General features: G+C 72.9%; 15 protein-coding genes, 1 pseudogene and 1 CRISPR repeat array. Of the genes and pseudogenes, 15 read left to right on the top strand and 1 reads right to left on the bottom strand.

What is annotated here, in order from left to right:
• Positions 1 to 91 precede the first annotated feature (91 nt).
• From RBJ77_RS16810 to RBJ77_RS16755, 12 genes are all read left to right on the top strand, one after another.
• Entirely contained in the window at positions 92 to 1429 is a 1338-nt protein-coding gene (locus tag RBJ77_RS16810; protein ID WP_372345782.1) for an ABC transporter substrate-binding protein, read from the top strand.
• A 10-nt stretch (positions 1430 to 1439) separates the two neighbouring features.
• Positions 1440 to 2375, top strand: a complete 936-nt coding sequence (locus RBJ77_RS16805) for a carbohydrate ABC transporter permease (RefSeq protein ID WP_372345781.1) — start codon at positions 1440 to 1442, stop codon at positions 2373 to 2375.
• Between the two features lie 5 nt (positions 2376 to 2380).
• The gene (locus tag RBJ77_RS16800) at positions 2381 to 3289 is read left to right on the top strand and encodes a carbohydrate ABC transporter permease (protein WP_372345780.1); all 909 of its coding nucleotides are present in this window, start codon (positions 2381 to 2383) and stop codon (positions 3287 to 3289) included.
• Between the two features lie 16 nt (positions 3290 to 3305).
• Positions 3306 to 4571 carry a 6-phospho-beta-glucosidase gene (locus tag RBJ77_RS16795; RefSeq protein ID WP_372345779.1) on the top strand — a complete coding sequence of 422 codons (1266 nt, stop codon included), beginning with the start codon at positions 3306 to 3308 and terminating at the stop codon, positions 4569 to 4571.
• Positions 4562 to 5542: an N-acetylglucosamine kinase gene (locus RBJ77_RS16790; protein ID WP_372345778.1), complete on the top strand. Its 981-nt coding sequence runs from the start codon at positions 4562 to 4564 to the stop codon at positions 5540 to 5542. The genes RBJ77_RS16795 and RBJ77_RS16790 overlap by 10 nt, the downstream gene beginning before the upstream one ends.
• Before the next feature lie 127 nt (positions 5543 to 5669).
• A CRISPR array of direct repeats spans positions 5670 to 6027; the repeat unit is 26 nt; unit sequence TCCAGGGGCGCGGGGAACTGCGCGAG.
• 150 nt (positions 6028 to 6177) lie between these two features.
• Positions 6178 to 7626 carry a hypothetical protein gene (locus RBJ77_RS16785; RefSeq protein ID WP_372345777.1) on the top strand — a complete coding sequence of 483 codons (1449 nt, stop codon included), beginning with the start codon at positions 6178 to 6180 and terminating at the stop codon, positions 7624 to 7626.
• Between the two features lie 14 nt (positions 7627 to 7640).
• Positions 7641 to 8693, top strand: coding sequence for a glutamate ABC transporter substrate-binding protein (locus RBJ77_RS16780; RefSeq protein WP_372345776.1), 1053 nt, complete (start codon positions 7641 to 7643; stop codon positions 8691 to 8693).
• Between the two features lie 50 nt (positions 8694 to 8743).
• Entirely contained in the window at positions 8744 to 10045 is a 1302-nt protein-coding gene (locus tag RBJ77_RS16775; protein ID WP_372345775.1) for a hypothetical protein, read from the top strand.
• A gap of 194 nt (positions 10046 to 10239) precedes the next feature.
• Positions 10240 to 12717, top strand: a complete 2478-nt coding sequence (locus tag RBJ77_RS16770; protein WP_372345842.1) for a tetratricopeptide repeat protein — start codon at positions 10240 to 10242, stop codon at positions 12715 to 12717.
• 4 nt (positions 12718 to 12721) lie between these two features.
• Positions 12722 to 14062, top strand: coding sequence for a PP2C family serine/threonine-protein phosphatase (locus RBJ77_RS16765; protein WP_372345774.1), 1341 nt, complete (start codon positions 12722 to 12724; stop codon positions 14060 to 14062).
• 48 nt (positions 14063 to 14110) lie between these two features.
• The gene (locus tag RBJ77_RS16760) at positions 14111 to 15463 is read left to right on the top strand and encodes a VWA domain-containing protein (protein ID WP_372345773.1); all 1353 of its coding nucleotides are present in this window, start codon (positions 14111 to 14113) and stop codon (positions 15461 to 15463) included.
• 62 nt (positions 15464 to 15525) lie between these two features.
• Positions 15526 to 16719, top strand: coding sequence for an FHA domain-containing protein (locus tag RBJ77_RS16755; protein WP_372345772.1), 1194 nt, complete (start codon positions 15526 to 15528; stop codon positions 16717 to 16719).
• Positions 16720 to 17050: 331 nt separating this feature from the next.
• On the opposite strand, the gene RBJ77_RS16750 is transcribed toward RBJ77_RS16755, so the two are convergent.
• Entirely contained in the window at positions 17051 to 18028 is a 978-nt protein-coding gene (locus tag RBJ77_RS16750; protein WP_372345771.1) for a methyltransferase domain-containing protein, read from the bottom strand.
• Between the two features lie 94 nt (positions 18029 to 18122).
• Here RBJ77_RS16750 and RBJ77_RS16745 point away from each other — a divergent pair, with 94 nt between their 5' ends.
• The 3 genes and pseudogenes from RBJ77_RS16745 to RBJ77_RS16735 all read left to right on the top strand — a co-directional run.
• Positions 18123 to 18527 carry a globin gene (locus tag RBJ77_RS16745; RefSeq protein WP_255980592.1) on the top strand — a complete coding sequence of 135 codons (405 nt, stop codon included), beginning with the start codon at positions 18123 to 18125 and terminating at the stop codon, positions 18525 to 18527.
• A 140-nt stretch (positions 18528 to 18667) separates the two neighbouring features.
• Positions 18668 to 21964: an FtsX-like permease family protein gene (locus RBJ77_RS16740; RefSeq protein ID WP_372345770.1), complete on the top strand. Its 3297-nt coding sequence runs from the start codon at positions 18668 to 18670 to the stop codon at positions 21962 to 21964.
• A 1-nt stretch (position 21965) separates the two neighbouring features.
• Positions 21966 to 23077: pseudogene (locus tag RBJ77_RS16735) on the top strand (ABC transporter permease); the annotation flags it as partial.

Genomic DNA, 23077 nt, shown 5'->3' with positions numbered 1-23077 from the left:
TTCTGCTCCCGTTCTGCTCCCGTCCTGCTCCCCTCTGCCACCCCTTCTCCGGACCTCCCCCGAACCCCCGTACCAGTAAAGGACGTTCGCCATGCCCCGATGGCGTATACCCCTGCGCGCCCCCGTGCTGCTCACCGCGGCCGGGCTGCTGCTCGCCGGCTGTGCCAATCCGAGTACCGGCAGCGCCACCGACGATCCGACGAAGCCGGTCACCATCACCTTCTGGCACGGCTGGTCGGCGGAGGGCGAGGTCAAGGCGATCGACGACTCGATCGCCCGCTTCGAGAAGGCCCATCCGAACATCAAGGTGAAGTCGGTCGGGAACGTCTCCGACGCCACCGTCAACCAGGCGCTGCGGGCCGGCGGCGACGAGGCACCCGACGTCGTCTCGTCCTTCACCACGAACAACGTCGGCCAGTACTGCGACTCCGGCATGTGGGCCGACCTCGACCCGTTCATGAAGAAGACCGGGCTCGACAAGAAGAAGGTCTTCCCGCAGTCGCTGCTCGACTACACCAGCTACCGGGGCAACCAGTGCGCCCTGCCGCTGCTCGCCGACGCGTTCGGCATGTACTACAACAAGGACGCCTTCGAGGAGGCGGGCATCACGCACCCGCCGAAGACGATGTCCGAGTTCGTCGCCGACGCCAAGAAGCTCACGGTCAGGAGCGGCAACTCGTACCAGCGCGTCGGCTTCATGCCGAACTTCCGGCTCTACCAGAACAGCCCCGACCGGCTCTTCGCGCAGTGGGGACCGACGTACTTCGACAAGGACGGGGCGTCGCGGCTCGCGAAGGACCCGGCGACCTACCAGTTCTTCGACACCGCGAAGAAGCTGATGGACGCGCAGGGCGGCTACAACGCCCTGGAGCGGTTCCGGACGTCCTTCGGCGACGAGATGTCCAACCAGAACGCCTTCCTGAGCGGCAAGCTGGCGATGCACCTCGACGGTGAGTGGCGCGGGCTCATGCTCAACGACTCCAAGGCGAAGTTCGACTGGGACGTCGCCCCGCTGCCCGTCCCCGACGACCAGCCGGAGACGTACGGGCGCGGCTATCTGACCGGCACCGTCGCCGGCATCGCGCACAGCAGCAAGCACCAGAACGCGGCCTGGGAGCTGGTGAAGTTCCTGACCACCGACACCGACCAGGTCGTGAAGTTCGCCAACGCGATCCACAACGTGCCGTCCACGAACGCGGCCCTCACGTCGCCGAAGCTGGACGCCGACCCGAAGTTCCGCACCTTCCTGGACATCGCGAAGAACAAGTACAGCCAGGTGATGCCCCCGTCGACGAACGGCGGCATGTACGTCGTCCAGCTCCAGGACTTCTCCTACACCCAGGAAGCGGGCCGCGTCCCGGACCTGAAGGCGGGGCTGAAACGCCTCGACAAGCTCATCGACGCCGACACCCTGCAGTCGCAGAACTGAGGACCCGCGCATGGCAATCGCACTCTCCCGGCCGGCGCGGCGCAGACTGCGCACGCTCGGCTTCCTGTCCCCCTGGCTGATCGGGTTCAGCGTCTTCTTCGCGTACCCGCTGCTCGCCACCGTCTACTTCTCGTTCATGCACTACAACCAGATCAAGGCGCCCACGTTCGTGGGGCTGCGGAACTGGAAGTACGTGTTCCAGGACATGCCGCTGTTCGGCCCCGCCCTGTGGAACACGCTGTGGCTGGTCGTCGTCATGGTGGCGCTGCGGGTGGTCTTCGGACTCTCCCTCGGCCTGCTGGTCACGAAGATCAAGACGGGGGTCGGCTTCTTCCGCACCGCCTTCTACCTGCCGTACCTGGCGCCGCCGGTGGCCGCCACCGTCGCCTTCGTGTTCCTCCTCAACCCGGGCACGGGACCGGTCAACGAGGTCCTGAGCAAGATCGGCATCGACGGCCCGAACTGGTTCAACGACCCGACCTGGGCCAAGCCGTCCCTCGTGCTGCTCTCCCTGTGGGGCATCGGCGACCTCATGGTCATCTTCATGGCCGCGCTCCTCGACGTGCCCAAGGAGCAGTACGAGGCCGCGGACCTGGACGGCGCCGGGGCGTTCGCCAAGTTCCGGTACGTGACCTGGCCGTCCATCACGCCCATCGTGATGTTCGCCGTCGTGACCGGTGTCGTGCAGACCATGCAGTACTACACCCAGGCCCTGGTCGCCGGAAAGATCGCGTCGGGCGTCTCCATCGGTCCCGGCTCGGTCATCCAGCCCGGCTATCCCGACCACTCGACCCTGACCGTCCCCCAGCTCGTCTACTCGATGGGCTTCCAGAACTTCAACACCGGCGCGGCGTGCGTCCTTTCGCTCGTGCTGTTCGCCATCGCGATGGCCGTGACCATGCTGCTCATGCGCAAGCGCTCGGGCCTGCTCGCGGCGGAGGACTGATCCACATGACCACTACGACCCTGCGCCCGGCGCCCGCCGCGGCCGACCCGGCCCCCGCGGCCGACGGCCCCGCCGGTGCCCGCGCCCGCCGCAAGCGGATCCTGAACTGGATCGCCGTGCACTGCGTCGCCATCGCGGTGGCGCTGCTGTTCGTCCTCCCCTTCGTGTTCGTCTTCCTCACGTCCGTGATGAGCGACGACCAGGCCATGAGCGGCGACCTGTGGCCGAACTCCTGGCACTGGGAGAACTACCAGGCCGTCTTCGAGACGGACGGCTTCCTGGACTGGTGGAAGAACTCGCTGATCTACGCGGGGCTCGGCACGCTCCTCACGGTCTGCTCGGCGGTCCCCGTCGCCTACGCCCTCGCCAAGTTCCGCTTCCGCGGCCGCCGCACGGCGATGCTCCTGGTCATCTCGACGATGATGCTGCCGCCGCAGGTCATCGTGATCCCGATGTACCTGGTGTGGGCGCAGCAGTTCCACCTCTCCGGGACGCTGTGGCCGCTGATCATCCCGATGGCGTTCGGCGACGCGTACTCGATCTTCCTGCTCCGTCAGTTCCTGCTGACGATCCCGAAGGAGTACATCGAGTCCGCGAAGGTCGACGGGTGCGGCGAGCTGCGCACCCTGCTGAAGATCGTCGTCCCGATGGCCAAGCCGGGCATCGCCGCGATCGCGCTGTTCCAGTTCTTCTACTGCTGGAACGACTACTTCGGACCGCAGATCTACGCGGCCCAGAACCCGGCGTCCTGGACGCTCAGCTACGGGCTCGAATCCTTCAAGTCGGCGCACAGCGTCAACTGGAACCTGACGATGGCCGCGACACTCCTGGTGATGGCGCCGGTCTGCATCGTCTTCTTCTTCGCACAGAAGGCCTTCGTCGAAGGCGTCACCCTCACCGGGGTCAAGGGCTAAGGACGGTATTTCGGTTATGAAGCTCGCAGTGGTCGGCGGAGGCTCGACCTACACACCCGAACTCATCGACGGATTCGCCCGGTTGCGGGACACCCTGCCGATCGAGGAGCTGGTCCTCGTCGACCCGGCCGCCGACCGCCTGGAACTGGTGGGCGGCCTGGCCCAGCGCATCTTCGCCAAGCAGGGGCACCCGGGCGTCATCCGCACCACGTCCGACGTGGACGCGGGCGTCGCCGACGCGGACGCCGTGCTGCTCCAGCTGCGCGTGGGCGGACAGGCCGCCCGCAACCAGGACGAGACGTGGCCGCTGGACTGCGGCTGCGTCGGCCAGGAGACGACCGGCGCCGGCGGCCTCGCCAAGGCGCTGCGCACCGTCCCCGTCGTCCTCGACATCGCCGAGCGCGTGCGCCGCGCCAACCCCGACGCGTGGATCATCGACTTCACGAACCCGGTCGGCATCGTGACCCGGGCCCTGCTCCAGGCCGGGCACAAGGCGGTCGGCCTGTGCAACGTGGCGATCGGCTTCCAGCGCAAGTTCGCCCGGCTGCTCGACGTCACGCCGTCGCAGGTGCACCTGGACCACGTCGGCCTCAACCACCTGACGTGGGAGCTCGGCGTCCGCCTCGGCGGGCCGGACGGCGAGAACGTGCTGCCGCGCCTGCTCGCCGAGCACGGCGACGCCGTCGCCGACGACCTGCACATGCCGCGGGAGATCGTCGACCGCCTCGGGGTGGTCCCGTCCTACTACCTGCGCTACTACTACCAGCACGACGCGGTCGTCAGGGAGCTGCGCACGAAGCCGTCCCGGGCCGCCCAGGTGGCCGAGATGGAGCGTGAGTTGCTGAAGATGTACGGCGACCCGGCGCTGGACGAGAAGCCGGAGCTGCTCGCCAAGCGCGGCGGCGCGTTCTACAGCGAGGCCGCGGTCGACCTGGCGGCGTCGCTGCTGGGCGCCGGCGGCTCCCCGTACCAGGTGGTCAACACGTACAACAACGGCACGCTGCCCTTCCTGCCCGACGACGCCGTCATCGAGGTGCAGGCCGCCGTGGACGGCAAGGGCGCGCGCCCGCTGCCGGTGGCGCAGCTCGACCCGCTGTACGCGGGCCTGATCGCCAACGTCACGGCGTACGAGGACCTGGCCCTGGAGGCCGCCCTGCGCGGCGGCCGCGACCGCGTCTTCAAGGCCCTGCTCGCGCACCCGCTGGTGGGCCAGATCGAGTACGCCGAGCAGCTCACGGACCAGCTGATCGCGCACAACCGGGAGCACCTCGCGTGGGCATGACCGTCCTTGCCGTCGATGCGGGGAACAGCAAGACCGACGTCGCGGTGGTCGCGGCCGACGGCACCGTCGTCGGCGCGGCCCGCGGCGGCGGGTTCCAACCGCCCAGAGTGGGCGTCGAGGCAGCCGTCGACGTGCTGGCGGACGCGGTCGGCCGGGCCTTCGCACAGGCCGGGGTCGACTCGGTCGGGCATGTCTCGGCCTGCCTGGCTAACGCCGATCTCCCGGTGGAGGAACGGGAGTTGGCGGATGCGCTGCGGGCCCGCGGATGGTCCTCCTCGTCGAGCGTCGACGTCCGCAACGACACGTTCGCGGTGCTGCGGGCCGGGCTGCTGGAGGACGCGGAGCCGCGCGGGGTGGCCGTGGTGTGCGGCGCGGGCGTCAACTGCGCCGGCATGCTGCCGGACGGGCGCACCGCCCGGTTCCCCGCGATCGGCAAGATCTCGGGTGACTGGGGCGGTGGCGGGGGCCTGGCGGAGGAGGCCCTCTGGTACGCCGCCCGGGCGGAGGACGGCCGGGGCGGGCCCACGGCGCTGATGCGGACGCTGCCCGCGCACTTCGGGGTGTCCTCCATGTACGCCCTGATCGAGGCGCTGCACCTGGGGCGGGTGCCCGCGGAGCGGCGCCACGAGTGCACGCCGGTCCTCTTCGCGACGGCGGCCGACGGGGACCCGGTGGCCCGCTCGCTGGTCGACCGGATGGCCGACGAGGTCGTGGCGATGTCGACGGTGGCGCTGCGCAGGCTCGACCTGCTGGAGGAGGAGGTGCCGGTGCTGCTGGGCGGGAGCGTGCTGGCGGCGCGGCATCCGCAACTCGACTCGCGGATCCGTGAGTTGCTGGCGACGGCGGCGCCGAAGGCCGCGGTGCGGGTGGTGGCGGAGCGGCCCGTGCTGGGCGCTGCGCTGCTCGGTCTGGACACGGTGGGCGCCTCCCCCGACGTGCACGCCCGCGTGCGGAGCCACTACTCGCCGTAGGCGGCTGCGTCGGTCCTTCGTCCGCGGTCCGGCGGGGCTTCTCGCGCAGTTCCCCGCGCCCCTGGAGATGCGCACTGCGTGCGCCATCTCCAGGGGCGCCCGATGGGGCTGCGGCGAAGCCGCATGCTCCAGGGGCGCGGGGAACTGCGCGAGCAACCACGACGAGACCCGCAGCCCGCGACGAAAGCCCGACCCGGCAGACGCAGTCGATACTCCAGGGGCGCGGGGAACTGCGCGAGAAGCCCCACCGGACCCGCACCCCGCGACGAAAGCCCGGCCCGGCAGACGCAGTCGGTATTCCAGGGGCGCGGGGAACTGCGCGAGAAGCCCCACCGGACCCGCACCCCGCGACGAAAGCCCGACCCGGCAGACGCAGTCGATACTCCAGGGGCGCGGGGAACTGCGCGAGCAACCACGACGAGACCCGCAGACGAAGAACCGGCCGCCACACGGCAGACGCCCAGGGGCGCGGGGAACTGCGCGAGAAGCCCCACCGGACCCGCACCCGGGAACCGAACACCCCCGACACTCGTGTTCAAGAGGAGGACCCGCGCACAAGATCCAGCAAGGTCTGTGCGGATGCACCTCGCGGCAGCGATACTTGCGGCCGACGTACGACCATGGGGGAGGGTCGAGTGACATACCCGCCGAACGGGAGCGAGGCGCCACCGGGGCGCGGCGCCGTGCCCACGATGCCGACGGTCCCGCCGCAGCAGACGCGCGGCGGCACCCCACCGGCCCGGCCCGCCGCACCGGCGGCCCCGCGCCGCACCGCCTGGGCGGAGGGCGTGGACCGGCTGAAGGCCGGGGCCACGACCGAGCCGGGGCGGCTGCGGATCATCGGCGCCGTACTGGCGCTGCTCGTCGTCGCGTTCGGCGCGACGACGGCCTGGCAGATGACGGACCGCTCGGCCGCCGCGGACGACGTGCTGCACTCCAGTCAGCCGCTGAGCGCCGACGCCGCCGACATCTACCGGTCGCTCGCCGACGCCAACACCGCGGCGTCCAGCGGCTTCCTGGCGGGGGGCCAGGAGCCCGCCGCCGTACGGGACCGGTACGAGAAGAACATCAGGACCGCGGCGGGCAAGCTCGTGACGGCCGCGGCCAGCACCGACCCGGGCTCCCCCTCCGCGAAGACGATCGCGAAGCTGAACACGCTGCTGCCGCAGTACAAGGGCCTGATCGAGCGCGCCAGGGCGAACAACCGGCAGGGCTTCCCGCTGGGCGGCGCCTATCTGCGGTACGCGAACGACAAGATGCAGACCGAGATGCTGCCGGCCGCCGAGGACCTGTACACGAAGGAGAACCAGCGGCTGCGCGACGACTACGACTCGGCGACGCCGTACCCGTGGATCGCGATCGGCTTCGGAGTCCTCGCCATCGGCGGTCTCGCGTGGGCGCAGCGGCGCAACTACCGTCGTACGAACCGGGTGTTCAACCAGGGACTGCTCGCCGCCACCGCCGCGTCGACCGTGGTGCTGCTGTGGCTGGTCGTGGGGCACACGGTGGCGCGCAGCGGGCTCGACTCCTCGTACGACCACGGGGTGCGGTCGCTGAACGTGCTGCACGACGCGAGCATCGCGTCCCTGAAGGCGCGGGGGAACGAGAACCTGACGCTGGTCAGCCGCGGCGCCGAGACGGTGCAGGTGAAGGGCAAGACCGAGGACAAGTACAACGTCGACTTCGAGAAGCAGATGACCACGCTGGCGGACAAGCTGAAGGCGGCGGACGCGCTCGCCGACGACGGGGCGGGCAAGCAGCCCGTCACCAAGGCCGACGCGAGCATGAAGGAATGGCTCAACCGCCACAAGGACGCCCGCGCCAAGGACGACGTCGGCGACTACCAGGGCGCGCTCGACAAGATCATCGGCTCGAAGCAGGACAAGCCGACGGGTGAGTGCTTCGATCTGGTGGACCAGAGTCTCGACACGGCGCTCGCGCACGAGCAGGCGCAGTTCGACGCCGACGCCGGTGACGGCCGCGACGCGATGACCGGGCTGCCGGTCGGCGCGGCGGTGCTCGCGGTGCTGGCCGCCGCGGGAGCGGTGCTCGGCATCGGGCGCAGGCTTTCGGAGTACCGGTGAGAGGGGGTGCGGAGATGGACGGCCGACAGGTTGGGCGGACGGTGAGTCTGCGCGGCTGGGGCGGTGTGGCGGCGATGGCGGTCGCCTGCGCCCTGACGGCGGTGTTCGCGCTGCTGCTCCCCCTGACGACGCAGCGCGCGGAGACGGGCGACGGCAGCACCGGGGTCGGCGGCGGCGGGGTCGCCGAGGGCCTCCAGGCCGTCGCCAAGGACTGCGACCCCGCGGTCGAGGGCAAGGAGCCGGAGGCCAGCCTGCGGCCGGACGGCAGTGAGAGCGGCGCGGCCGTGCAGGCCATCAAGAAGCGCGGCTACCTCTCGGTCGGCGTCGACCAGAACAGCTACCGCTGGGGCTACCGCGACCCCAACAGCACGTCGAAGACCAGTGAGCTGGAAGGTTTTGACATCGATCTCGCGCACGAGATCGCGGACCAGATCCTCGGCAGCCCGGACAAGATCCGCCTGAAGGCGATCCCGACGAACGAGCGCATCCCGGCGATCCAGCGCGGCGACGTCGACATGGTGGTGCGCACGATGACCATCAGCTGCAAGCGCCTCGACGAGGTCGACTTCTCCACCGCGTACTTCCAGACGGGCCAGCAGGTGCTCGCCCCCAAGTCCTCGACCGTCAAGGGGTACGGGGCGTCGCTCGCCGGCAAGCGGATCTGCACGGCGAAGGGGTCGACGGCCGAGCTCGAACTGGGCAACGCGAAGAAGAAGCCGGTCGACGAGGGCGGGGTGCCGCAGAACACCGACATCTCCACGACCGTGCCGAACCAGCTGGACTGCCTGGTGCGCCTCCAGCTCGGCGAGGTCGACGCGGTGGTCACCGACGGCGCGCTCGCGGCGAGCCAGGCCGCGCAGGACCCGACGGTGGAGCTCAAGGGCAAGCCGTTCACCGAGGAGTACTACGGCGTCGCCATGAAGAAGGGCGCCGACGACCTGGTCCGCCGGGTCAACCAGGTCCTCGAGGACTACCGCAAGGACGGCGGCTGGCAGAAGTCCTACGACAAGTGGCTGAAGCCGGCGCTGGGGCCGTCCGACGGGCCGCCCGCGCCGAAGTACAAGTAGCGAGTTTTTTCCGGGCACTTGAGCAATTGAGGGAAAGCGAGAGGTGATCGATGGGCGTCGCGGGACCCCCTGGTCCGGTGATGGACCGGGACGAGGTGGACCGTGCCCTGGCCCGGCTCGGCGCCGAGCACGAGGCGATCGAGACGTCGCTGCTCGCGCTCCAGGACCACGCCGGCCGCCGCCTGCTCGAAGGCGCGCAGCTGACCGGGACGACCCGGGAGCGCTGGTCGTCGGCCGAGCAGGCGATCACGCTGTTGTGGACGTACTTCGACGCGTACGCGGCGGCGCTGCGCACCGCGCGCGAGGTGCGCTCGCGGCGCCGCTGGCCGGGCCGGGACGATCTGGTGGAGCTCACCGACCTGCTGCGCGGCGAGAGCGTCACGGTCGCCCCGGTCACGAGCACGGGCGGCGGTTCGCCGTCGATCACCGGTCCCGCGAAGCTGTCCGAGCGGTTCACGCTCGCCGCGCTCGTGGAGCGGATGAACGAGCTGTACGCGTCGTCGCTCGACATGGTGGTGGCCGCCGACGTCGTGTGGTCGGCGCTGCCCGCCCGGATCGACCTGCTCGCCGCCGAGCTGGGCCGCACCCGTCAGCTCGCCCACTCCGTCGGCGTGCGCCCCGGTGAGCATCCGGCGGGCGACGACCTGGAGCAGATCACCGGCGCGCTGACCCGGCTGCGGGAGCAGGTGGTGTCGGATCCGCTCGCGTACTGGCAGCGGGCGCACGGCAGTTCGGCGCCCGGTGGCGGCCGGCCCGACACGACGGCGTACGACCGGGAGGCGCGCGCCCTGGAGGACGTGCGGCGGGAGATCGAGGCCGTGCTGACGGTGCGGCAGGACGCGGAGGCCCGCCTCGGCAGGCTGCGGGACGTGCTCTCGCGCGCGGACCGCACGCTCGCGGAGGCGAGATCGGCGCGCGGTGAGGTGCTGGCGAAGATCGCCGCGTCGGAGGTGCCCGCGGTGTCGGGTCCGCCGACGGCGCTGCAGGAGCAGCTGGCGGCGGCCGCCGACTACCGCAGACACGGCCAGTGGCACCGGCTCTCCCCGCTCCTGGAGTCCCTGGAGTCGAAGGCCGAGGACGAACTGCTGCGCGCCCGCGAGTCGTTGACGGCCGTGACGGCGCCGCTCGCCGTCCGCGCGGAGCTGCGCGGGCGGCTCGACGCGTACAAGGCGAAGGTGGCCAGGCTCGGTTTCGCCGAGGACCCGTTCCTCGTGGAGCGGTACGACGCGGCGCGGCGCATGCTGTGGAGCGCGCCCTGCGATCTGCGGGTGGCGGAGGAGGCGGTCCTGCGGTACCAGCGGGCGGCGGCCGACGTGCTGGCCGCGCCCACGGAACAGAGGGGGGAGTCGTAGTCGTGGCTGAGGTACGCAAGTGCACCCGCCCCGGTTGTCCGGGGTCGTACGAGGACATGGGCGGCGAGCTGTACTGCGACACGTGCGGGCTGAAGCCCGACGCGGCGGCGGTGAACGGCGCGGCGCCGGCGGCGGCGGGCGGCGGATCGGCCCGGTCCTGCCAGCGCCCGGGCTGCTCCGGCGCCTACGAGGACATGGGCGGCGGCGAGCTGTACTGCGACACGTGCGGGCTCGCCCCGGTCGTCTCCCCGAACGGCATGGTGTCGTCCCCGCCGACCGGGATGGCGGGCACCAGGAACGGTTCGCGCGGCTCGCAGAGTTCCAGCTCCAGTTCGCGGGCGTCGTCCCGGGCGTCGTCGCGTTCCTCGCAGTCGCGCCGGTCGGTGTCGGGGCGGCTGTCCCGCTCGCTGTCCGGGAGTTCGACGTCGCGGTCGGTGTCGGTGCGCAGTTCGGGGTCGAGCGCGGGCAGTTCGGGGCGGGCCAGGCTCGGTGTGGGTCTGGTCAACGTGCCCGACGTGCCGCGGCCCGACCCGCGCGCGATGGTGCAGGAGAACCCCGAGGTCCCCGAGCGGAAGCGATTCTGCTCCCGGTCCGACTGCGGCGCCCCGGTGGGCCGTGCGCGCGGCGACCGGCCGGGCCGGACGGAAGGGTTCTGCACCAAGTGCGGGCACCCGTACTCGTTCGTCCCGAAGCTGGGCACGGGCGACATCGTGCACGGCCAGTACGAGGTCGTGGGCTGTCTGGCGCACGGCGGGCTCGGCTGGGTGTACCTCGCCATCGACCGTGCGGTGTCCGACCGCTGGGTGGTCCTCAAGGGCCTGCTCGACACCGGTGACCAGGACGCGATGGCGGCGGCGATCTCGGAGCGCCGCTTCCTGGCGGAGATCGAGCACAGCAACATCGTGCGGATCTACAACTTCGTCGAGCACCTCGACCAGCGCACCGGCTCCATGGACGGCTACATCGTCATGGAGTACGTCGGCGGCAAGTCGCTGAAGGAGATCGCCAACGAGCGGCGCACGGTCGACGGCAAGCGCGACCCGCTGCCCGTCGAGCAGGCCTGCGCGTACGGCATCGAGGCCCTGGAGGCCCTCGGCCACCTGCACAGCCGCAACCTGCTCTACTGCGACTTCAAGGTCGACAACGCCATACAGACCGAGGACCAGCTGAAGCTCATCGACATGGGCGCGGTCCGCAGGATGGACGACGACGAGTCCGCGATCTACGGGACCGTCGGCTACCAGGCGCCCGAGGTCGCCGAGGTCGGCCCGTCCGTCGCCTCCGACCTGTACACCGTGGCCCGGACGCTCGCGGTCCTCACCTTCGACTTCCAGGGCTACACGAACGTCTTCGTGGACTCCCTGCCGGACCCCGACAACATCGAGGTGTTCCGCCGCTACGAGTCGTTCTACCGGCTCCTGGTGCGGGCCACCGACCCGGACCCGGCCCGCCGGTTCGCCTCCGCGCAGGAGATGGCCGAGCAGCTGACGGGGGTGCTGCGCGAGGTCGTGGCGCTGCAGACGAACCGGCCGCGGCCGGCCCTGTCGACGCTGTTCGGGCCCGAGGTGAGGGTCACCGACACGGAGCTGTTCGGGCGCTTCGAGGGTGATGTGTCGTGGCTCGGGGTGCGCCGGACGCCCGTCCGGGCCCGGGGGAAGGCCGCCGCGCTGTCCGCGGCGCCCGCCCGGCCCGCGCTGCCGCCGTCGCCGACCGCGCTCGTCAAGCACCTGGAGGCGACGGCCACCGCGCTGGCGCTGCCGGTGCCGCGGGTGGACCCGGGCGACCCGAACGCCGGGTTCCTGGCCGGTCTGATGGCGTCGGCGCCCGCCGAGCTGATCGCGGCGCTGCACGCGGCGCCCACCGGCTCGCTCGAACTGCGCCTGCGCGAGCTGCGGGCCCGCCTGGAGATGGGCGAACTCGACTCCGCGGCGCGCGGGTTGGCGGCGCTGGAGGCCGACCACCCCGACGACTGGCGGGTGGTCTGGTACCGGGGTGTGGCGGCGCTCGCGACGGGTGACCACGCGAGCGCGGCGCTGTCGTTCGACGCGATCTACGACGCGTTCCCCGGCGAGCCCGCGCCGAAGCTGGCGCTCGGGGTGTGCGCGGAGGTGCTCGGCCAGCTGGACAACGCGGCGGAGTACTACCGCCTCGTGTGGGCGACCGATCCGAGCTACGTCAGCGCCGCGTTCGGGCTCGCCCGGGTGCAGTTGGCGGCCGGCGACCGGGGCGGCGCGGTGCGCACCCTGGAGTCGGTGCCGGAGTCGTCGATCCACTACACGGCGGCCCGGGTCGCCTCCGTACGGGCCCGGCTGCGCGGGCGGATGGCCGAGGGGGCGGTGCTCAACGGGGACCCGCTCCTGGGCGATCTGACGGCCGCCGCCGGGCAGGTCGAGGCGCTCGACGCGTTCGGTCTCGACGCCGTGCGACGTGAACAGTTGTCGACCGAGGTCCTCGGCACGGCGCTCGACTGGGTACTCTCCGGTAGGCAGGGTTCCGGTCAGCCGGCCGGCCCCGGACGCACGGTGGTGCTCGGCAACGACCTGGACGAGCGCGGCCTGCGCCTCGGCCTGGAGCGCTCGTACCGGACACTGGCCAGGCTCGCTCAGCGGGGCGAGGAGAGGATCGAACTGGTGGAGCGGGCCAACCGTTACCGCCCCCGGACGTGGGTGTGAGTTGATGTCGCAGACGCACCAGCTGGCCGCTTGCCCCAGTTGCGAGGAGCCGCTCGACGAGGGCGATCGCTTCTGCGGGGCGTGCGGATACGACCTGTCGTCGGTGCCGCCCGCGCCGGACGACCACCCGACGCTGACCATCGGCGCCGCCGGGGAGACGGCCGGCGAGGCGGCCGGGGAGACGGCGGGCGAGGCGTCGGCGGAGGCCGCGTCCGTCGAGTGGCCCGACGCGCCCGAGCTGGACAGCTCGGACACGCCCGCGCCGGTCCACCTGCCGACCGACCTGGAGGGCACGGACTCCGGCGGGGCCGAACTGCCCGCCGCCGTACGGTTCGACGACGCTCCCGAGGGCGGCGACTTCGAGCTCGCCGCGCCCGATCCGCGCACCGCGACGCCGGAGGAGCTGGAGGCGGCCACCCCGCCGTCCGGCACCAAGCTGTGCGTGGCGTGCCGCGCCGGGCACGTCGACCCGGACGGCTACTGCGAGAACTGCGGGCACGCCCAGCCGCGCGAACGCGACCACATGGAGCAGGAGTTGGGCGCGGTCGCCGCGGTCAGCGACCGGGGCCTGCGGCACCACCGCAACGAGGACGCGTTCGCGATCTCCTCGGCCGCGCTGCCGGACGGCTCCCCCGCCGTCGTCGCGATCGTCTGCGACGGGGTGTCGTCGGCGACCCGGCCCGACGACGCCTCGCTCGCCGCGTCCCGCGCGGCCAACGAGTCGCTGCATGAGTCGCTGCCGCGCGGCACGCACCCGCAGCAGGCGATGCACGAGGCGATCGTCGCGGCCGCCGAGGCGGTCAACTCGCTGGCGCAGGAGCCCGCGACGGCCCGCGAGCACCAGCCGCACCAGAACGCTCCGGCGTGCACGTTCGTCGGTTCGGTCATCACCAAGGAGCTGCTCGTCGTCGGCTGGGTGGGCGACTCGCGCGCCTACTGGGTGCCGGACGACCGCAGCTCGCCGGCCGCCCGGCTCACCGAGGACGACTCGTGGGCCGCGCAGATGGTGGCGGCGGGCCTGATGAACGAGGCGGAGGCGTACGCGGACGAGCGGGCCCACGCGATCACCGGCTGGCTCGGCGCGGACGCGTACGAACTGGAGCCGCACACCGCTTCCTTCAAGCCGGACCGGCCTGGTGTCGTGGTGGTGTGCACCGACGGACTGTGGAACTACGCGGAGGCGGCCGAGCAGATGGCGCAGGTCGTCCCGGCCGACGCCGCCGTGCGGCCGCTGCACAGCGCCCAGGTCCTGGTCGGTCACGCCCTGGACGGCGGGGGCCACGACAACGTAACAGTGGCGGTGCTGCCGTTCCCGGTCCCGCCCGCGGGGGCAGGATCGGCGTAGTCCGACGGCCGTACCGGTGTGGCGATACAGCAGGGGGGACTTGTCAACATGGCCAACTTCTCGAAGTCGAACGTGCCGCAGTTCTCGGTCGAGGTGTACCAGAACGAGTATCTGCCGGAGGGCGGCCGCGAGGTCAACGCGATCGTCACGGTGACGTCCACCGGCGGCGGCACCATCGGCGGCGCGGTCGGCGCGCCGCAGCTCCACGGCCCCGGGGGCGGGCCGGACGCCGCGGTGGCGCTGATGGTGGACTGCTCCGGCTCCATGGACTATCCGCCGACGAAGATGCGCGGCGCCCGGGACGCGTCGGCCGCCGCGATCGACACGCTGCGCGACGGGGTGCGCTTCGCGGTGATCGCCGGCACCCACGTCGCCAAGGAGGTCTATCCGGGCGGCGGGCGGGTCGCGTTCGCCGACCCGAGCACCCGGGAGCAGGCCAAGCAGGCGCTGCGCAAGCTGTCGGCGGGCGGCGGCACCGCGATCGGCACCTGGCTGCGGCTGGCCGACCGGCTGCTGTCCTCCGCCGACGTGCCCGCGTCCGCGGTGCGGCACGGCATCCTGCTCACCGACGGACGCAACGAGCACGAGTCGCCGGAGGACCTGCGCACCACGCTCGACGCGTGCGCGGGCCGCTTCACCTGTGACGCGCGCGGCGTCGGCACGGACTGGGAGGTGAAGGAGGTCACGGGGATCGCCTCCGCGCTGCTCGGCACCGCCGACATCGTCGCCGACCCGGCGCACCTGGCCGGCGACTTCACGCAGATGATGGAGACGGCGATGGGCAAGGAGGTCGCGGACGTGGCGCTGCGGCTGTGGACCCCGCTCGGCTCCGAGATCAAGTTCGTCAAGCAAGTGGCGCCCACCGTCGAGGAGTTGACGGAGCGCCGCACCGAGTCGGGACCGCGCGCGGGCGACTACCCGACCGGCTCCTGGGGCGACGAGTCCCGCGACTACCACGTGTGCGTCCAGGTCCCGAACGCCGAGCTCGGCCAGGAGATGCTCGCGGCCCGCGTCTCCCTGGTGATCCCGCAGCCGGACGGCTCGGCCCAGACGCTCTCGCAGGGCCTGGTCCGCGCGGTCTGGACGGACGACATGGCGGCGTCTACGTCCATCAACCCGCAGGTCGCCCACTACACGGGCCAGGCGGAGCTCGCCCAGGTCATCCAGCAGGGCCTGGACGCGCGCAAAGCCGGTGACGTGGACGGTGCCACCGCGAAACTGGGCCGCGCGGTGCAGCTCGCGGCGCTCTCCGGAAACGCGGATACGGCGAAACTGCTTTCGAAGGTGGTGGACGTGGTGGATGCCGCGGAAGGTACTGTTCGATTGAAGGCGAAGGTCGCGGAGGCCGACGAGATGACTCTCGAGACCCGGTCCACCAAGACGGTTCGCGTCAAGAAGTAACCGAGAAGCAGCAGCTCAGACTGACGTACGAGTACGTACGAAGGAAAGGGGGAAGCGCCGACATGCCGACCTGCCCGAACGGACACCAGTCGGGTTCCGACGACTGGTGCGAGGTCTGCGGTCACCGCATGGCCGGTGCCGTGCCCCCGCCCCCGCCGCCGCCCCCGGCCGCCGGCTACGGCTACCCCCAGCAGCCGCCCGCGCCGCAGGCGCCCCAGGGCGGTGGCGGAGCCGAGCTGTGCCCGCAGTGCCGCACGCCGCGCGAGGGCGGCGCGCCGTTCTGCGAGGAGTGCCGCTGGAACTTCCTCACGAACACGGCGACGTCGTACACCCCGGCGGCCCCGAACCCGCCGCTGCCGCACACCTCCGGCGGCCCGCAGGGCCCCAACCCGGCGCTGCGCTTCCAGCAGCCGCCGCAGGGCCCCGACCCGTACGAGTACCAGGGCTCGCGCCCCTCGCAGATGAACCGGCCCGCCGAGCCGATCCCGCCGAATCCGTTCGGCAACGAGCCGCCGGGACCGGTCCAGCCGCGGCCCTACGAGGGTCCCGGGGCGAACGGGACGGGCGGGGGCGTCCCGCAGGCGTTCCAGCAGCAGCCGCCGGCGCCCGTGCAGCCGCAGCAGCCCGGGCCGCCCGCGCCGCCGCCGTTCCCCGACTACCCGCAGTCCCCGGACCCGCAGGGTCCGCCGCCTCCGCCCGGCCCTTCGCCGTCGTTCGGCGGGGGTGGCGGTGACGACTGGGTGATCTCGCCGCCGTCGTCGCCGTCGACCGCGCCCGAGGGGCCGCCGCAGCACGGCTTCCCGCCGCAGCAGCAGCCGCCAGGACCCGGCTACCCGCAGGCGCAGGGTCCCGTCTCCTGGTCCGCGACGATCGGGCCCGACCGGGACTACTTCATGGCGATGATGCAGCGCAGCGGGCCCGAGGCGTCGGGTCTGAACCTGCCCGCGTACTCGCCTGAGCAGCAGCGCCGGCTCACCGGCAACCAGATCACGATCGGCCGCCGCCGGCACTCGACCGGGGACACCCCCGACATCGACCTGTCGGTGCCGCCGGAGGATCCGGGGGTCTCGCACTCGCACGCGGTGCTGGTGCAGCAGCCGGACGGTACGTGGGCCGTCGTCGACCAGAACTCGACGAACGGCACGACGGTCAACGGCGGCGAGGAGCCCATCCAGCCCTTCGTCCCGGTCCCCCTCCAGGACGGCGACCGCGTCCACGTCGGCGCCTGGACGACCATCACGATCCGCCGCGACTAGATCACTCCACTTCCGCCCACGGCCCGTCGCCCGGCCCACCCCGTCTACCGGGCCACGGCCGTTTCCAGTCTGCGGCCCGGTGGACGGTTCGTCCCGTCTGCCGGGCCACGGCCGTTTCCGGTCTGCGGCCCGGTGGGGCTTCTCGCGCAGTTCCCCGCGCCCCTGGAGCATGCGGCTTCGCCGCAGCCCCATGGGCGCCCCTGAGATGGCGCACGCAGTGCGCATCTCAGGGGCGCGGGGAACTGCGCGACCAGCCCCCACCGGCCCGCACCCGCACCCGCACCCGCACCCGCACCCGCACCCGCCAGCACGGCAGCACGCCGGCACACCCCTACGGCGCGAGAGCCCACACGTACGGCCCGCCGGGATCGTCCAGCCAGGCCCACTCCCGGCCCCCACGCACGGTCACCCCGAACCGCTCCCGCACGGGCCGCCCCTCCCGCTCCCACAGCGCGAGCGCCTCGTGCGGATCGAGCGCCCCCGCCGTCAGCGTCAGCAGGAACCGGAACAGCTCGTCCCGCAGCACCCGCCGGGGCAGCCCCCCGATGTGCTGCACGACCTCCCGCTCCCCCTCCCCCCGCAACGCCACGAAGTACGCGGGCGTGTGCAGGAACCGCCCCTCCGCGGAGGACTCGTCCCGCACGGTGAGCGCCACGAGCCCCGTGGACAGCGGCGCCAGGATCCGCGCCCCGGGCCGGCACTGCCCGAGCCACCCCACCGGCACCGAGCGCAGCGCACACGTCGCGACGATCCGGTCGAACGGGGCCCGCTCGGCACACCCCCGCGCCCCGTCCCCGGTGACCACGTACGGCCGGTACCCCGCGGCAGCGCAGTGCGCCCGCGCCGACTCGGTGATCTCCGGGTCGAGGTCGACGGTGGTGACGTGGTCGTCGCCGAGCCGGTGCGCGAGCAGCGCCGCGTTGTACCCGGTGCCCGCGCCGATCTCCAGGACCCGGTCCCCGTCCCGTACGTCCAGGTCCACCAGCATCTTCGCCATCAGCGACGGCTGGCTGCTGGACGAGACGAGTTCGCCGTCCCGCAGCCGGGTGGCCAGCGGCTGGTCGGCGTACGCGCCGCGCAGCCACCGCTCGCGCCGCTCGGGGTCGGGGTGCTCGCCCCACAGCCGCTCGTAGCCGCCGGGCACGCCCACGAAGTAGTACGGCACGAAGAGATGGCGCGGCACCGTCTCGAACGCCTCCCGCCAGCGCGGGTCGGTGTCCCAGGCGCCGCTCTCCTCGATCTCGCGCACGAGTGCCGCCCGCGCCCGTACGGCGAGTGACTCCAGTGCGTCGGTGTGCTCTGCGCCCATATGTCCACTGTGCTGCCGCAGGCCGGAAACAGCGAGCCCCTTCCCGGGTCCTAAGCCCGGAGTCCTCCGCCACCCCGTCTGAGACCATGGACGGGTGACTGAGATCCCGCGCGACACGCTTCAGGAGCAGACGTTCTACGAGCAGGTGGGTGGCGAGGAGACCTTCCGCCGCCTCGTGCACCGCTTCTACGAGGGCGTCGCACAGGACCCGCTGCTGCGCCCGATGTACCCGGAGGAGGACCTGGGCCCCGCCGAGGAGCGGTTCGCGCTGTTCCTCATGCAGTACTGGGGCGGCCCCCGCACGTACAGCGACCACCGCGGCCACCCGCGGCTGCGGATGCGGCACGCCCCGTTCGCGGTGGACCGGGCGGCGCACGACGCGTGGCTGAAGCACATGCGGGTCGCGGTGGACGAGCTCGGGCTGTCCGACGAGCACGAGCGGACGCTGTGGAACTACCTGACGTACGCCGCCGCGTCGATGGTGAACACCGAGGGCTGACGTCCCCCGGACACCGCTGAGCGAGCATCGCGGCCCGCTATCCGGTCCAGACCTCTTCCCCAATCCGGGTCCGCTCTGACAACATCCGGACAGACTTTCGGGGGCGGAAGGCTTGAAACGGGAATGCGGGGGCGGCGAGGGTGTGGGGTTTTGTCCTCCTACGGGTACGGGCGCATCGTCTCCTGCTGACCGCGGCGGTACTCGCGGTCCTGCTCACCACGTCGGTCCTGGCGATGCTCAGCGCGTTCTCCGGCGCGATCGGTGACGCCTCGCTGCGCCACGCACTGCGTACCAGGGACACGGCGACGACCGCGCTCGTGCTCCGCGCCGAGATCCCGGCGGAAGGGCGAAAAGCAGCCATCGCCGCGTTCGACGAAGGGGCCCGGCGGACCTTCGACGGGCTTCCGGTGCACCGCGAGTCCCTGGTCCAGTCCGGCCCCTACGGACTGCCGGGCGCGGCCCGCGGCGGCAAGCCCGACCTGACGAAGCTCGCGGCGGTCGAACCGTCCGAGGTGAAGGTCACGTCCGGCCGGCTGCCCCGCGCCCGCGAGGACTCCGTGATCGAGGCCGCGCTCCCGCAGGTCGCCGCCGAGCAGCTGAAGCTGGAGCCCGGCGACCGGCTCACGCTCACCGACCGGCTCAGCGGCCCGAAGGTCACCGTCGAGCTGACCGGCGTGTACCGCCCGGCCCGGCCGCAGGACCCGTACTGGACGCTGGACGAACTCGGCGGCCGCGGTGTGCAGAAGCTCGGCTACACGACGTACGGGCCGCTGATGACGGACCCGTCGGTGGTGCTCGACGGGCGGGTCAGCGGCGGTCCTTCGGCGCTGCTGGCCTCCGCGGACTTCTCGACGCTGACGACGGACCGGATCGACGCGCTGCGCGACGCGGCCCGCGCCGGCCCCCGTGCCCTGCTGCACGACAAGGCGCTCGCGGGCACGACCGCGGCGAGCACCAGCCTGCCGGACGTGCTCGACCGGGCCGAGCGGGCGCTGCTGGTGTCCCGCTCGACGCTGCTGATCGTGGCGCTGCAGCTGGTACTGCTCGCCGGGTACACGCTGCTGCTCGTGGCCCGGCTGCTCAGTGTCGAACGGGCCGGTGAGACGGGCATGTTGCGGGCCCGCGGCGGTTCGCGCGCCCGGATCACCGGGCTCGCGGCGACGGAGGCGCTGCTGCTCGCGGTGCCCGCCGCCGTCTGCGCGCCGCTGCTGGCGGGACCGCTGACCCGGCTCGTCGCCTCGCAGGGCGCGCTGTCCCGGATCGGGCTGCGCCTGGAGGTGGGCGCCGGTTCGGCGTCGGTGTGGCTGGTGGCCGTGGCGGTCGCGGTGGGCTGCGCGCTGGCGGTGGCCGTGCCCGCGCTGACGGCGCAGGGTCCCGACAAGGGCCGGGCCCGGGCGCTGCCCGCGCCGGTGCGGGCCGGGGCCGACGTGGGTCTGCTGGTCGTCGCCGGCGTCGCGTACTGGCAGCTGGACCGGCAGACGTCCGGCTCGGGCGCCCTGAGCAGCGACCGGGACGGCGCGCTCGGCATCGATCCGCTGCTCGTCGTCGCCCCGGCCCTCGCGCTGCTCGCGGGCACCGTGCTCACGCTGCGGCTGCTGCCGCCGGTGGCCCGGCTCGCGGAGCGGCGCGCGGCGAGCGGGCGGGGGCTGCCGGTGGCGCTCGCCGGCTGGCAGTTCAGCCGGCGTCCGATGCGCGGCGCGGGCCCCGTGCTGCTGCTCGTCCTGGCGGTCGCGATGGGCATGCTGGCGATCGGGCAGGGCGCGTCGTGGGACCGCTCGCAGGAGGACCAGGCCGACTTCCGCTCGGGCGCCCCGGTCCGGGTCCTGGCCACGGAACCCGGCATGGACCAGGCCGCCCGGTACGCGTCCGTGCCCGGCGTGCGGGACGCGGCGCCCGGCTACCGTCTGTCGGTGCCGCTCAGCGGTGACCGGACGGGCACGCTCCTCGCGCTCGACACGGCGCACGTCAAGGACGGTCTGATGCTGCGCGACGACCTCACGGACGCGTCGCCGCGGCAGGTCGTCGACGCGGTGCGGCCGAAGTCGGGGACGGACCCGGGCGTCCGGCTGCCCGAGCACGCCGACCGCCTCCAGCTCTCGTTGCGCGCGACGAACCTGGACGGCCGGGGCAGCCGCGGCCCCGGCGAGACGACGTCCGTGTCGGTGACCCTCCAGGACCGCTACGGACTCCCCTACCGCAAGCAGGCCGGCGATCTGCCGCTGGACGGCCGCGTCCACCGGCTCGACCTGGACCTCGGCCCCGCGGCGGGGCCGCTGACGCTGACCGGGCTCGACTTCGAGACGACCCAGACCGTGGGCCGGGGCGCCGAGCACCGGATCGCCCTCGAAGGCGCCCACGCCGTCGAACGGGGCGGTGCGCGGCGGACGTTGAGCATGGCGGGCCTGCGCTGGAACACGTCCCTGTTCGGCCGGGGCACGGTGGACGCGAGCATGGAGGACGCGCCCAGGTCGCCGGAGCTCGCCGGCTCCCCGACGGCCCACCGCGTGGCCATGGAGTACGGCACCGGGTACGTGCTGCCGGAGAACTCCTCCTACGGCGCCTCGCCCAGCGTCGTCGTCCACCTCGACGCCGCCCGCCCGCAGGTCACCGAGGTCGCCGCCGTGGCCACCGACCGCTATCTGACGTCGGCGGGCACCCGCACCGGGCAGCGCGTCGACGTGAACGTGGGCGGTGCGACGGTGCGGCTGCGGATCGTGCGGAGCGTCCGGGCGCTGCCCACGACGGGCACCTCGGCGGCCGCGGCGAAGGAGGGCACCCGGGACGGCGGCGCGCTCCTGCTCGACCTGCGCGACCTGAACCGGGCGCTCGCCGACGCCGCGTCCGACGACAACACCGACCCCCTCGCGCCGAACGAGTGGTGGCTGTCCACCGCGCCGGGCGGCGACGCGAAGGCGGCGGCCGCGCTGCGGGCCCTGCCCGACCTGGATCCGTCGCAGGTCGTGGTGCGCTCGGAGATCGCCGAGGAGCTGCGCGACGACCCGCTGGGCGCCGGTCCGCAGTCGGCGCTCACCGCGGCGGCCCTGGCGGCGGCCGCGCTCGCGGCGGTCGGCTTCGCCGTGAACACGGCGGGCTCGCTGCGCGAACGGGGCGCCGAGTTCGCCATCCTGGGCGCCCTCGGCACCTCGCGCCGCCGCCTGGCCCGGCTCGTCGCCGCCGAACAGGGCGTCCTGGTCGCGCTCACGCTCCTGGTGGGCACGGCGCTCGGCGCGATCCTGACGCGGGCCGTGGTGCCGCTGATCGTGCTGACCGGGGAGGCGACCCGCCCCGTGCCGGACGTCCTGGTCCGGCTCCCGCTGAACCAGGTGGTGCTGCTGCTCGCGGGCGTGGCACTCACCCCCGTACTGATCACCGCGGTCCTCGCGCTGCGCCGGCCGCCGGACGCCACGGTCGCGCTGCGCACCAAGGGAGGCGAATAGCATGGCCGCCGCGCAGAAGGCCGTCGCGCCCTGGGTGCGCACGAGGCTGCGGACGGCGCCGGGCGCGGCCGTCGCGCTGGCCCTGCTCGTCCTGCTCACGTCGTGTCTGGCCGCGGCGTTCCCGCGGGCCGTCGACCGCTACCAGGACGAGGGGCTGCGGCACGCCGTCGCCGAGGAGGCGGCCGGCCGGATGGTGCTGAACGTGACGACGACCGACCCGGGCATCGAACTGCCGCCGGAACAGCGGGCGCGGCAGCTGCGCGAGGCGTTCACCCGCCGCGCGGAGAAGAAGATCACCGGATCGCTGAAGGCGCCGTTCGCGGCGGACCCGCGCGAGTCGTCGTACGGGGTGCGCACCCCGGAGTCGATGGCCGCCACGGACGACTTCCTGCCCCAGCCGTACGGGCTGCCCGCCGAGTTCACCATGACCGCGCAGGGCGGGCTCGCCGCGCACGCGAAGGTCACCTCGGGCCGGCTGCCGGCCGCCGACGCCACGGCGACCCGCGTCGAGGCCGCCGTCACCGAGGAGACCGCGCGGCGCCTGCACCTCAAGGCGGGCTCGGTCCTGCACATCCCGAACGCCGAGGCGAGGACCACGTCCGTACGGATCACGGGGGTCGTCGTCCCGCGCAACCCGTCGGGCGCCTACTGGTCGGCGGCGCCCCAACTGCGCACCGCACAGCTGCGCAGCACCGACACGGTCCCGCCCGAGCGGTACTGGGTGGGCGCCCTGCTGCTGCACCCGGACGCCGGTCCCGTGCTCACGACCACCACCGGCGGCGTCGAGCAGTACTGGCAGCTGGCCCCGGCCACCTCCGCGCTCACCGCCAGTGAACTGCCCGCCCTGAAGGAAGCGTTGGCGTACACGACGAGCGGCCCCGGGCTGCTCTCCGTGCGGGTGGCGACGGGCAGCCCCACCACCGACGTCAGCACCGGTCTCGCCGATGTCGTCCGCCGGTACGAGGAGCTGAGCGCCGGCATCACGCCGGTGGTGTCGGTCGCCGCGTACGGCACCGGCACGGTCGCCTGCGTCGTGCTGCTGATGGCGGGCGGTCTGGGCGCGGACCGGCGGCGGTCCGAGCTCGCCCTGCTGCGGGCGCGCGGCGGCTCGCT

The sequence above is a fragment of the Streptomyces sp. KL116D genome, assembly GCF_030766975.1.
GTDB lineage: Bacteria > Actinomycetota > Actinomycetes > Streptomycetales > Streptomycetaceae > Streptomyces > Streptomyces longispororuber_A.
The sequence above is the reverse complement of the archived record's forward strand: the minus strand, read 5'-3'. Positions and strand labels throughout refer to the sequence as shown.

Bases quoted from the DNA above. Each gene is read 5' to 3' on its own strand.
- RBJ77_RS16755 (WP_372345772.1), top strand. From the start codon at position 15,526: ATGCCGACCTGCCCGAACGGACACCAGTCGGGTTCCGACGACTGGTGC.
- RBJ77_RS16750 (WP_372345771.1), bottom strand. From the start codon at position 18,028: ATGGGCGCAGAGCACACCGACGCACTGGAGTCACTCGCCGTACGGGCG.
- RBJ77_RS16765 (WP_372345774.1), top strand. From the start codon at position 12,722: ATGTCGCAGACGCACCAGCTGGCCGCTTGCCCCAGTTGCGAGGAGCCG.
- RBJ77_RS16805 (WP_372345781.1), top strand. From the start codon at position 1,440: ATGGCAATCGCACTCTCCCGGCCGGCGCGGCGCAGACTGCGCACGCTC.
- RBJ77_RS16795 (WP_372345779.1), top strand. From the start codon at position 3,306: ATGAAGCTCGCAGTGGTCGGCGGAGGCTCGACCTACACACCCGAACTC.
- RBJ77_RS16775 (WP_372345775.1), top strand. From the start codon at position 8,744: ATGGGCGTCGCGGGACCCCCTGGTCCGGTGATGGACCGGGACGAGGTG.
- RBJ77_RS16760 (WP_372345773.1), top strand. From the start codon at position 14,111: ATGGCCAACTTCTCGAAGTCGAACGTGCCGCAGTTCTCGGTCGAGGTG.
- RBJ77_RS16780 (WP_372345776.1), top strand. From the start codon at position 7,641: ATGGACGGCCGACAGGTTGGGCGGACGGTGAGTCTGCGCGGCTGGGGC.
- RBJ77_RS16800 (WP_372345780.1), top strand. From the start codon at position 2,381: ATGACCACTACGACCCTGCGCCCGGCGCCCGCCGCGGCCGACCCGGCC.
- RBJ77_RS16770 (WP_372345842.1), top strand. From the start codon at position 10,240: ATGGGCGGCGGCGAGCTGTACTGCGACACGTGCGGGCTCGCCCCGGTC.
- RBJ77_RS16810 (WP_372345782.1), top strand. From the start codon at position 92: ATGCCCCGATGGCGTATACCCCTGCGCGCCCCCGTGCTGCTCACCGCG.